Source organism: Caminicella sporogenes DSM 14501, assembly GCF_900142285.1.
Taxonomy (GTDB): domain Bacteria; phylum Bacillota; class Clostridia; order Peptostreptococcales; family Caminicellaceae; genus Caminicella; species Caminicella sporogenes.
Window position 1 is genome coordinate 30842 of the sequence record NZ_FRAJ01000012.1, and the last position, 11515, is coordinate 42356.

8 protein-coding genes are annotated in these 11515 nt (G+C 28.6%); all 8 read right to left on the reverse strand.

Annotation, left to right across the window (positions count from 1 at the left end; genetic code table 11):
• Positions 1-5: 5 nt before the first annotated feature.
• The 8 genes from BUA90_RS07840 to pth all read right to left on the reverse strand — a co-directional run bounded on the left by BUA90_RS07840 (position 6) and on the right by pth (position 11366).
• Complete coding sequence (locus BUA90_RS07840) at positions 6-1361, reverse strand: TrkH family potassium uptake protein (protein WP_072967364.1); 1356 nt, start codon at positions 1359-1361, stop codon at positions 6-8.
• A 303-nt stretch (positions 1362-1664) separates the two neighbouring features.
• The gene (locus BUA90_RS07845; RefSeq protein WP_072967366.1) at positions 1665-1943 is read right to left on the reverse strand and encodes an HU family DNA-binding protein; all 279 of its coding nucleotides are present in this window, start codon (positions 1941-1943) and stop codon (positions 1665-1667) included.
• Positions 1944-2039: 96 nt separating this feature from the next.
• A complete protein-coding gene (gene yabN / locus BUA90_RS07850) occupies positions 2040-3515 on the reverse strand; it encodes a bifunctional methyltransferase/pyrophosphohydrolase YabN (RefSeq protein ID WP_242945066.1) in 1476 nt (491 codons plus the stop codon).
• Between the two features lie 30 nt (positions 3516-3545).
• Positions 3546-5144, reverse strand: coding sequence for a putative polysaccharide biosynthesis protein (locus BUA90_RS07855; RefSeq protein ID WP_072967370.1), 1599 nt, complete (start codon positions 5142-5144; stop codon positions 3546-3548).
• 294 nt (positions 5145-5438) lie between these two features.
• Positions 5439-5990, reverse strand: coding sequence for a stage V sporulation protein T (gene spoVT / locus BUA90_RS07860; protein ID WP_072967372.1), 552 nt, complete (start codon positions 5988-5990; stop codon positions 5439-5441).
• Positions 5991-6173: 183 nt separating this feature from the next.
• Entirely contained in the window at positions 6174-7157 is a 984-nt protein-coding gene (locus BUA90_RS12385) for a peptidylprolyl isomerase (RefSeq protein WP_094756803.1), read from the reverse strand.
• Between the two features lie 50 nt (positions 7158-7207).
• The gene (gene mfd, locus BUA90_RS07870) at positions 7208-10723 is read right to left on the reverse strand and encodes a transcription-repair coupling factor (protein ID WP_094756804.1); all 3516 of its coding nucleotides are present in this window, start codon (positions 10721-10723) and stop codon (positions 7208-7210) included.
• An 85-nt stretch (positions 10724-10808) separates the two neighbouring features.
• Entirely contained in the window at positions 10809-11366 is a 558-nt protein-coding gene (pth, locus tag BUA90_RS07875; RefSeq protein ID WP_072967374.1) for an aminoacyl-tRNA hydrolase, read from the reverse strand.
• Positions 11367-11515: the final 149 nt, after the last annotated feature.

The window sequence follows — 11515 nt, forward strand, 5'->3', positions numbered from 1 at the left end:
CTCCTTTAACCTACAATAACCTTTTCTTCTGGATATCTCAATATTCCCTTATTTTCTTTTTTCCTTTGAGCCAAAGCTAATAAAACCGTAAGTGGTCCTACTCTTCCAAAAAACATCGTTATAGCAATAATTATCTTTCCAAGCTTACTAAGAGTTGATGTAACACCTAACGATAAACCAACTGTACCAAAAGCTGATACTGCTTCAAAAAATATTCCTATAAACGAACAGTCTTTTTCAGTTATTGATAATATCATTGTAACTAATATAACTAATCCCAATGCCAGTCCAATGATAGCTAAAGACCTATTTATAATATCTCTAGGTATTCTTCTTCCAAACGTTTCTGTATCATCTTTACCCTTTATCACTGATACAATCGTAGCTATTACTACCCCTGTTGTTGTAATCTTTACACCACCAGCAGTTCCTGCAGATGAACCTCCTATAAACATTAATACTATTGTAAAAAATATCGATGCCATAGTCAGCTTATCAGTAGGAAGTGTATTAAAACCTGCCGTTCTCGGAGTTACAGAATGAAATAATGCTGAAAGAAATTTACCTTTTAAAGACAACTGTCCCATTGTATCTGGATTATAAAATTCTAAAATCAATATTACAAAAAAACCTACTGAAATTAAAATAAGAGTCATAGTAATTGCTAATTTTGAATGTAAAGAAAGCTTATTAAAATTCTTTTTCTGCATGACATCTAAAATAACTACAAACCCTATTCCACCTAAAATTATTAAAGACATTATTACCATATTAATTAGTACATCATCAACAAAAGGAGTTAAACTTCTAAAATTGCCTATTAAATCAAATCCAGCGTTGCAAAATGCAGATATTGAATGAAAAATACTATACCAAATTCCCCTACTTAAACCATAAATAGGTATAAATTTTATTGAAAGAAGTATAGCACCAATTCCCTCTATAGTAAAAGTCATAATTAAAATATATTTAGCAAGTCTTACAACTCCTGAAAAACTAAACTGATTTAAAGCTTCCTGCATAACTAATCTCTCTCTAAGAGTTATTTTTTTACCTAATAAAAGAGCAAATAACGTCCCCATTGTCATAAAACCTAAACCACCTATTTGAATAAGAAGTATTATAACTACTTGTCCAAATGTTGTCCAATATGTCAATGTATCTACTACAACTAAACCTGTAACACATACAGCTGAAGTCGCAGTAAATAAAGCATTGATAAATCCTATACTCTGTCCATTTTGAGAAGCTATAGGCAAGTTAAGAAGCAGTGCTCCTATCAATATAAGAATTGCAAATCCCAAAACCAATATCTGTGTAGGATGAAGTGCAAATATATCTATATTCCCATTTCTTTTCATATTTAATGCCTCCTGACTATAACAATTTGTCCTATATTCTATCTCATATTAAAATCTTAGACACAATAAAAACAAAAACCATGAAGAATCCATGGTTATATTTATACACTCTTTTATGTATTTAAATACCACTTCTTCCTCTTTCAACTATAAATCTAAAATACTTATTAGTCAATAATTTATTAAATGAAAATAACCCCCTTAAAACTTTGAGGAGGTTATTTCCAATTTTGATATGTACTTGATATATATTTACTTTAAAGTATTTTCACAAAATATACTAATAATATCTAGTTTAAATTCCTATGCATTTACTTTCTCTTTTAATGCTTTTCCAGCTTTGAATACTGGAGCTTTTGAAGCAGGAATTTCTATTATTTGTTCTGGATTTCTTGGATTTCTACCTTGTCTAGCTTTTCTCTCTCTCACATCAAATGTTCCAAAACCAACTAATTGTACCTTTTCTCCTTTTACCAAAGCTTCTTCTACACTCTTCATAAATGCATTTAATGCAGATTCAGCATCTTTTTTTGTAAGTCCTGACTTTTCAGCCATGCTTGCTACTAATTCAGCTTTGTTCACAATAATACCTCCTTATTATTTAAAAATAAAGTTCGTAATAGCTTATTCTATCTTTTATTCAAAAATCCTTCTTTTTTTAAGGATTTTTTTATGAAATTACTGCCTTTTTTCTAATCTTTTAGCTTCATTCCACAGCTTGTCCATTTCCTCTAAAGTCATTTCCTTTAAATCTAATCCACTTTTCCTTGCCTTTTCTTCCATATAATTAAATCGTCTTATAAATTTATTAATTGTATTATTCAAAGCAAGTTCTGGCCTTATCTTTAAAAACCTCGCTACATTAACTACTGCAAATATTAAATCTCCTATTTCTTCTTCTGTAGCTACTACATTACCACTTTTATAAACTTTATGAAGTTCTTCTAACTCCTCTTTTACTTTTAACATTGCACCATCAATATTATCCCAATCAAATCCAACTTTTGCAGCCTTTTCTTGTACCTTGTAACTTTTCATAAGAGCAGGTAGTTGTTTAGGAATTCTCATTAATGATTCAGTATAACTTTTTTCTTTCTTTTCTTCTCGTTTTATATCTTCCCAATTCTTTAAAACTTTCTCAGCTGTATCAACTTTCAAATCTCCAAATACATGAGGATGTCTATTAATTAATTTTCTACATATACTTTCTATCACATCATTTATATCAAAATATCCATTTTCACTAGCTATTTGACTATGGAATACTATTTGAAGCAAAAGATCGCCTAATTCTTCTTCTAAAAGTTCCATATTTTTTGCATCTAAAGCCTCTAAAACTTCATAAGCTTCTTCTATAAGATATGGTCTCAAAGTTTCATGTGTCTGTTTTCTATCCCAAGGACAACCATCTTTACTTCTCAATCTATCCATAATACTTACTAAATTATCCATTCCATATTTCTCTTTTATATTATTACTAGTTTTAGGAATAAATATACTAGTTAAATGGTCTAGCCATTCTATCCTATCTAATTCATATAAAGGAATATGGACTATTTTCTGCTTACCCTTTATACCTGCTCCTCTAATTACTGTAATTATATATTCATCATCATAATATTCCATAAGTTTAAGCTTTAATTCAGAAGCAACAAATCTATTATATACTTGAGTTATAATAATATCAACATCTATATCAGGTTTTTGAAAATTTATTTGAAAACTATCTATTATTTTTAAACCATTTACAGGGTCACATTTAAGTTCATTTAAAATGGCTTCTATAAAACTTACTCCCGGAATAAACTCCAATTGAATATCATTATTTTCTTTAGCTATCTCAATCAGCTTTTGCACAGTATTTTCAGCAACAAATGGACTTCCCGGTACTGCGTACACAACAGACCCTTTTTTACTAATCATTATGAGTTTATCTACTATTTCATCATATACATCTTCAAACTTTTCATTTTTATCATAAACATAATCAAAACTAATTATTTCTATACCCAAATCCTTTATAAAATCGACTACTGGATGTCTTTCTGTTCTCAAATACAAAGGTTTTGCCTTTTTTATGATTTCTAAAGCTTCTACTGTCAAATACTGTTTGCCACCCGGTCCTAAACCAACCACTGTTATTTTTCCTCTCAATTTATCACTCCCCTTAATCGTCATTCCTTATTAAACTCGATTAAATATTTTAAATATCTTTTGTAATTTGCTTCCACCAGGTAGTATTTGTAAATCTTCTTCTGTAATAGTCTTTGTTATTAAAAGCATTAATCCATATACTACTACGCCCAACACTACAGCAATAAGTGTAGCTATATTATTTCCTAAAATACTACTTAATATTGAGTATGAAAACTTTACTACAACAGCCATTAAAACGACTGAAATAATAGGCTTTAAAATTACATTGATAAAATTAAATTTTATTCCCATTTTTATAATATATGCGAAATTCAATATAGCTGCAACTGCATAACCTATAACTGTAGCTATTGCTGCTCCCCTTATATTCAAAAAAGATATTCCGAGTAATATATAACTAAGTATTAACTTCACAACAGCACCTGTAAATAAATTCTTAACAGGCACAAATGGTTTTCCAAACCCCTGTAAAATTCCTGTTAATATTTGAAAAAGTGATAAAAAAATTATTCCATATCCCAATATAGCCAAAATGGCACTTGCATTTATTGCACTATCTATTTGTCGCGGATAAAGAAGCATCATTATAGGTTTTGATAGTATAACTAATCCTACTGCAGAAGGAAGTCCTATTAAAAGCGATATTCTCATTCCTGCTTCTATAGTACTAAATAAAGATTTTGTATCTTTTCTTGCTATCAAATGTGAAACTGCCGGCACTAAACTTATTTGAAGTGCAGCAGTTAATACCTGCGGAAGATTTATTAAAGGATTTGCCATACCAGTCAATTGTCCATAAAGTCCATTAGCCTGTGAAGCATTATAACCTATATCTTGTAGCCTTCTCATAACAATTGCAGCATCAATAGACTGCATTACAGGCATCACTGCAGCACCTATAGTAATAGGTATAGCAATAGTTAAAAGATTTCTTATTATTTCACTTGTAGTTTCCCTTTTCTCTAAAGCTGTATATTTTATTTTTTCACTTTTTTTATATTTAAAATATATGTATGTCATCATAATTGCTCCAAAAAAAGAACCAGCTGTAGCTCCAAATGTAGCTCCTGCCGCAGCTATTTCAAGCTTTTTATTTAATAAAATAAAAGCTAAACCTAATCCTAAAACAACTCTTCCCATTTGCTCTATAATCTGTGATATAGCTGTTGGCTTCATATTTTGCAGTCCTTGAAAATATCCCCTAAAAGCAGACATTATCGGAACAAAGAAAAGAGCCGGTGCAATTGCAAGTGTAGAATAATACGCCTTCGGATTCTTTATAATAACTTTTGAATAAAATCCAGCTCCAAAAAATAATATAGAAGATGTAATAATTCCAATAATAAATAATACTGAAAATGCAACTTTAAAAATTCTATGAGCAGCATAATTATCACCCATAGCTACTTTTTCAGATACAAGCTTTGCTATCGCTGTAGGAAATCCAGCAGTAGATATGACTACTAATAATAAATAAATAGGATATGCACTTTGATAATAACCCATTCCATCATCACCAATAATATTTGCAAGGGGTATTCTAAAAAAAGCTCCTAATATCTTTACTATTATTCCTGCAACGCCTAGTATGAAAGCTCCCTTTAGAAAAGAATTGCCTCTAATCATAATTATCCTCCTAGCAACTTTTTAATAGTTTATATACTTAAAAATTAACTCTCTATAATACTGTACTTATTCTACAAGTTTTAAATTTCACTTATGCAGTCAAATCTAACTATTAATTTTCAAGTATTAACTATTATATAGTAATTACCTAAAAATAATATAATTGTAAAACATAATAATTATACCAAAATATAAAATATAAATCACAAATTATAGTTAAAAAATTCGTTTAAAAGAAAAAAAGTAGCAACCATATTGTTACTACTTTTCTAAACTTATTGATATATATTAAATTTATTGTTCCATCTGCTTGCCTAAAAATCCAGCTGCAGTTTCAGCAAGTTTCTGCTCCATTTCTCCCATTATTTTGTCAGTATCTTTAGAAAGAAGAACTACTGCACCAATTGGGTCTCCATGACTAGTTATTGGAGCTATAACTTGAGATGAATATTTCCTGCCATCTTTTTCTTCATTTATTATAGGAATAAGCTTCTCAGCTTCATTTATAACTTTTATTTCACGTTGTTCCATAAATTTTTCTAACTGTTCACTAACCCTTTTATTTATGTAATCTTTTTTTGAACCGCCTGCTACAGCTATTATATTATCTCTATCAGTTACTATAGCTATAACGTTTATTGCTTCATTTAAAGATTCAACATATTCAGTTGCAAATTCATTTAATTCACTTATAGGAGAATATTTTTTTAATATAACTTCTCCTTCTCTATCCGTAAAAATTTCTAATGGATCTCCTTCTCTAATTCTCAACGTTCTTCTAATTTCTTTAGGAATAACAACTCTACCTAAGTCGTCTATTCTTCTCACTATACCAGTAGCCTTCAATTGTTTTCCCTCCTAAATAAATACTTTAATAATGAAATAATTACTGCTTGTAAGATTATTATTTGTATATACTTTTTTTTTATACATTTATGGCATATTTCTTTTTTTATGTTAAAAGTGATATATACTTCATCAAAAAAAAGTTTATGGTAAAATCACCATAAACTTTTTTACTTTGTTTTTCTACTTTATATTTTTTTCAAATTTTTCTATCTTCGCATTTTCTTTTAATTCTTTTATTTTTTCATTATATTTACTCTCTTTTATATAATCTATTGCTATTTTCTTTTCTTTCTCAATTTGCTCCTTTTCTAATCCATCTTTTATTAAGTCTTCAATAGTCTTAATTTCTTCTGTTTTTATAATATGATACCCAAATCTAGTTTTTACCAAATCACTAACTTCTCCTTTTTTAAGAGAAAATGCTGCTTCCTCAAACTCAGGAACCATTACCCCCCTTGAAAAATAGCCTAAATCTCCGCCTTTTTCCTTAGAACCGGGGTCTTCTGAATATTCTTTAGCAAGCTGTGCAAAATCTTCACCTGCTTTTATTCTTTTCAGTAAATCTTTAGCAAGTTTTTCATCTTTAACTAAAATATGTCTAGCTCTCACTTTTATAGGATAATTTTTTATTAACTCCTGTAATTTTTTCTCATCATTTAACCCAGCCTGTTCAAATATCTTATTTCTAAATTCTTTCAAGTAAAGTTCCATTTTTATTTGTTTTTTTATAAAATTTTCATCAATATTTTTTTCTTCATAAAATTTCTTTAATTCTTTATTACTCTCCAATTGTTTGCTAAAATCTTTATATTTTTCTTCAACTTTTTCACTATCTATTTTTATTCCCATTTTCTTTGCCTCTTGAAGAATTAATTCTTCAGTAATAAGTTTATCAAGTATCTGCTGCTTAACAATTGTAAGTAAAGTTTTTCCATCTATTTCTTGACTCCATATATCTTCTCCATACCATTTACTATAACTTTTTTCAACAATACTAAAATTCTTTTCAAAATCTTCTTTAGTTATTTTTACACCATTAACTTTGGCAACTACATTTTTATCTAAACTTGATTTTAAACTTTCTTTATTACATCCTGTAAAAATAGTTGCCAATAAAATTAGTACTACTGTAATAGCCAATACTTTCCTTTTTATTTGAACCAATAAAATCCACTCCTCATCTTCTGTTATTTACTATCTTATTATATCTCATATTAATTTTTATGAAAACCTCTAATTTTTTCTAATACTTCTTTAATTTCTTGCAATTTTCTATATTGAAGCCCTTTATTTTGATGTCTATAAATAAAGAAAGGTTTACTACTGCAATTAAAAATAATTTTTCTTCCAAATTCCTCTGTAGCTTTAGCTATGACAAACGGGTCTATTTTAAATCTAGTGTCAAATTCAAACTTTATTCCTTCTTTCGTTTCTGAAATAGAATTTATTTTCAATTTTTGAGCTAAAACTTTTATATATGCTATAGATATGAGATTGTAAACTGATTCCGGTAATGTTCCAAATCTATCTTCTACTTCCTCTTCAACATCATATGCATCTTCTTTACTTCTAATAGATGCTATCTTTTTATATATTTCCAATTTCTGTTTCTCATTGTTTATATATTCATCAGAAATATATGCATTTACAGTTATATCAATGTTTGTCTCTATAACTTCTTCTACTTCTTCTCCTTTTAAAGTTTTTATAGTATCTTCAAGGAGTTTACAGTAAAGGTCATACCCTATAGAAGCCATATGTCCATGCTGCTGAGAACCTAATAAGTTACCTGCTCCTCTGATTTCCAAATCCTTCATAGCTATTTTAAATCCTGAACCTAGTTCAGTAAATTCTTTTATAGCTTTGAGTCTCTTTTCAGCAGTTTCAGATAATATTTTATCTTTTTGATAAGTTAAATAACAATAAGCTATCCTATTACTTCTTCCTACTCTTCCTCTAAGCTGATAAAGCTGAGATAAACCCATTTTATCGGCATCATATATAATCATTGTATTTACATTTCCTATATCAAGTCCTGTTTCAATTATCGTTGTGCATACTAAAACATCAAATTCTTTATTTAAAAAATCCAGCATAATATTTTCAAGTTTTCTCTCACTCATTTGTCCATGAGCATATTCTACCTTTGCCTCTGGAACTAATTCTTTTATCCGAAAAGCCATTTTATCAATATCTCTAACTCTATTATAGACAAAATACACTTGCCCACCACGCTCTAATTCTCTTAAAATAGCTTCTCTAACCATTCCCTCATTATACTGAGTTACATACGTTTCTACAGGGTATCTATCTTCTGGTGGGTCTTCAATAACACTCATATCTCTAATACCTATCAAAGACATATGCAAAGTCCTAGGTATAGGAGTAGCAGTTAAAGTAAGAACATCTACATTTTTACGTAAGTGTTTTAAAGCTTCTTTATGTTTTACACCAAATCTCTGTTCTTCATCTACTATAAGAAGCCCTAAGTCTTTAAACTTTACATCTTTTGACAAAAGCCTATGCGTTCCTACTATAATATCAATCATTCCTAAACCCAAATCTTCAATTATCCTATTTTGCTGTGCTTTACTTCTAAAACGGCTCAACATTTCTACTTTGATAGGAAAACTAGATAATCTTTGAGAAAGAGTATTAAAATGTTGCTGTGCTAATATAGTAGTCGGTACTAAAAATGCAACTTGCTTTCCATCCATAACAGCTTTAAAAGCAGCACGAATTGCAACTTCAGTTTTCCCATATCCAACATCTCCACAAAGCAGCCTATCCATAGGAATACTTTTTTCCATATCCCTTTTTATCTCTTCAATACATTTTAATTGATCGGGAGTTTCTTCATATGGAAATAAGTTTTCAAATTCTCTTTGCCATTCAGTATCTGGTGAAAAAGCATGACCTTTTGTAGATTGTCTAACAGCATAAAGTTTTAATAAATCTTTAGCCATATCTTCTATAGCACTCTTAACCTTTGCCTTTGTTTTTTTCCATTCATTTCCACCAAGCTTATTTATTTTAGGAACTCTATCTTCCCCACCTATATATTTTTGTACTAAATCCATTTGATCTATGGGAACGTATAAATAATCTCCACCAGAATATTGTATTTTTAAATAGTCTTTCTTTACTCCTTCAACTTTTAACTGTTCTATTCCTATATATTTCCCTATACCATGATTTTCATGAACAACATAATCTCCAACAGATAAATCTCTAAATGACTTTATCTTTCTACCTTCTTTATATTTTTTCTTTTTCCTCTTAATTCTTTTAGAAACTCCATATATTTCATTTTCCGTTACTACTGCAAATTTAAAAGTATTATATATAAATCCACTAGAAAGATTTCCATTCATTATAAATGTTTGTCCAGATAAAATAGTCTTATCTAAATTATTTATACATGCACATTCTATTCCATCATTTCTAAATTCTCTTTCTAGATTTTTTCCCTTTTCTTGTGTCCCGGATAATATAACTACTTTATAACCTCTATATTTCCATCCCTTTAAATCTTCTATAAGTAAATTTAATTTCCCATGATAAGAACTCATATCCTGCATAGGAAACGAAATTATTTGCTTAGGCATAAAATCATTTATTCTCTTTGGCAAGCTATTTATCACTATGAATATATTTTTTTCATTATCTTTTATAAGTTTATCATAATCTTCAATGACATCTATTTGTCCGGGTAAAACTTCACCTTTTTCAAAAAACATTTCAAATCTCTTTCTAAAATCTTTTTGAAAGTTTTCAGCTCTTTCCTTAACCCTTGACGATTCATGAATTAAAACAAGAGCTTTATCATCAATATAATCAATTAAAGTTTCTGTCTTTTCCATAAAATAATTTATAAAACTATCTATACCTTCAAAGTAAATATTATTTTCCAATTTGGAAATAATTTCATTTATTCTTTCTTCTAACTTTTTTTTAGAATCTCCTTTGAGTTTCTTAATAAATTCTTTAAAATCATTTTTTATATTTTTTATGCCACAATTAATCCTATTATCATCTATTAATATTTCTTTAGCTGGTTTCAGCTCAATTTTTTGCACTTTTTCTTGAGATATTTGACTTTCTACATCAAATATTCTTATTGAATCTATTTCATTATCAAAGAGTTCTATTCTATAAGGATTGTCATCAACAGATGAATAAAAATCAATTATTCCTCCTCTTAAACTAAATTGTCCGCTAGCTTCAACTATCTCTACTCTTTCATAACCCATATTTAAAAGACTTTTTATAAAATCATCTACATTTATAATATCTCCAACTTTTAAAATTTGTCTGTATAAAGCCCAATCTTCATGAGGAATAAGCTTTTCTAAAACAGCTTCTATTGTTGTAACTATTATACATTTTTCTCCTTTTACAATACTATCTATGGCTTTTAGCCTCTCTTTAATTATTTCTTTACTGTGAGCATAAACATCATAAAATACTATTTCTTTAGGCGGAAAATAATAAACGTTTTCTTCATCAAAAAATTTTAAATCATAAAGTATTTTCTTTGCCTCCAATTCACTATGAGTAATAATAATCATCTGATTTTTAAGCTTATTGTTAAGAGCAAAAGATATATGTGCTATCGCTGAACCAGAAAGTCCATTTACAACTATTGGAGACTGTTTTTGCTTTATACCATTCAAAAGCCCACCAAACTCTTTCGAATTATTAAATATGTCAATAAAAAGATTTGTCATGACAATCACATTCCTTCCATCTATATAAAACACCTTAAGCCCGGATTTATATAACCCGGGCACTATCTTTGTTTAACTTTAAAATTTATTTATTATACATATTCATGGCTTTGTCTATTCCTTCTCTAATAATACATTCTAATGCACAAGCAGCAGTCTTAATTGAAATTAAAATATCTTCCTTTTCATCATCCTTAAACTTTCCTATAACATAACTTACAAGGTCGCCTTTTTCAGGTTTTCCAATTCCTATCCTAATTCTAGGAAATTCATCACTCTGCAAGTTATATATAATATTTCTCATACCATTGTGTGTACCAGCACTTCCTTTTTTTCTTATTCTAATCTTCCCAAAATCAATATCTATATCATCATATATTACTATCAATTTATTAAAATCAACATCATAATATCTGCAAATTTCTAAAACACTTTCTCCACTAAGATTCATAAAAGTTTGAGGTTTAACAAGCATTACCTTTTTCCCTTCAATCATTCCTTCGCCTATAAGAGCTTTATGTTTAATCTTTTTTATATCTATATTATTCCTATATCCTAAATATTCTACTACATCAAAGCCTACATTATGCCTAGTACCTTCATATTTCTTTCCCGGATTCCCCAATCCTACTATTACATACATTTCTCCCACCTCTTTAGTCCAAAACTACCAATATTATATCATAATGTTACTGTCTGTATACAAAAAATATACTTACTTTTGAAAATTAATCATTCTTTTATCACAATACAATATTTCCTCAGTAAATAAATATATATTTGATATATTAT

Bases quoted from the DNA above. Each gene is read 5' to 3' on its own strand.
- BUA90_RS07840 (WP_072967364.1), bottom strand. From the start codon at position 1,361: ATGAAAAGAAATGGGAATATAGATATATTTGCACTTCATCCTACACAG.
- BUA90_RS07855 (WP_072967370.1), bottom strand. From the start codon at position 5,144: ATGATTAGAGGCAATTCTTTTCTAAAGGGAGCTTTCATACTAGGCGTT.
- mfd (WP_094756804.1), bottom strand. From the start codon at position 10,723: ATGACAAATCTTTTTATTGACATATTTAATAATTCGAAAGAGTTTGGT.
- pth (WP_072967374.1), bottom strand. From the start codon at position 11,366: ATGTATGTAATAGTAGGATTGGGGAATCCGGGAAAGAAATATGAAGGT.